This is a genomic window from Nocardia asiatica NBRC 100129 (assembly GCF_000308415.1).
Classification (GTDB): domain Bacteria; phylum Actinomycetota; class Actinomycetes; order Mycobacteriales; family Mycobacteriaceae; genus Nocardia; species Nocardia asiatica.
The window spans coordinates 1-501 of sequence record NZ_BAFS01000332.1 but is presented as its reverse complement, the minus strand read 5'-3'; the positions used below and the strand labels follow the sequence as shown (position 1 = coordinate 501).

The 501-nt window shown below is 64.5% G+C and carries 1 protein-coding gene; it reads right to left on the bottom strand.

Going from position 1 to position 501, the window contains the following annotated elements:
* Window positions 1-8: 8 nt before the first annotated feature.
* On the bottom strand, window positions 9-501 hold a 493-nt coding region (locus tag ON27_RS29250; RefSeq protein ID WP_043734729.1), incomplete at its 5' end, for an IS30 family transposase.

Here is a 501-nt window from a genome sequence, read left to right as displayed (position 1 = left end):
AGCCGTATTCAATCGGTCGTCGCAACACCGGTTTGTTGGAGCGATCGTAGCTGCTCGGTGAAGGCTTCAGCGGGCGTCTTCCAGCCGAGGCTTTTGCGGGGTCGGGAGTTGAGCGTGTGCGCGATAGCAGCGATGTCTCGAGCACCCCAGCGAGAGAGGTCGGTGCCTTTCGGAAAATATTGGCGCAGAAGGCCATTGGTATTCTCGTTGGTGCCGCGTTGCCATGGGCTCTTCGGATCGGCGAAGTAGACCTCGACGCCGGTGCGGGCGGTGAACCGTGCGTGGTCGGACAATTCCTTGCCCCGGTCCCAGGTCAGCGATCGACGCAGCGGCGGCGGCAGCGGGCGCAGCGTTCGGGTGAGCGCGTCGGTCATGGTCACCGCGCCGTAGCCAGCGAGAGCGGGTCCGTTCTTGGTGCGTGCGATGACACCGTATCCGTCCTCGCGAGGCAGGTGGATCAGCATCGTGAACCGGCTCGTCCGCTCGACCAGGGTGCCGATC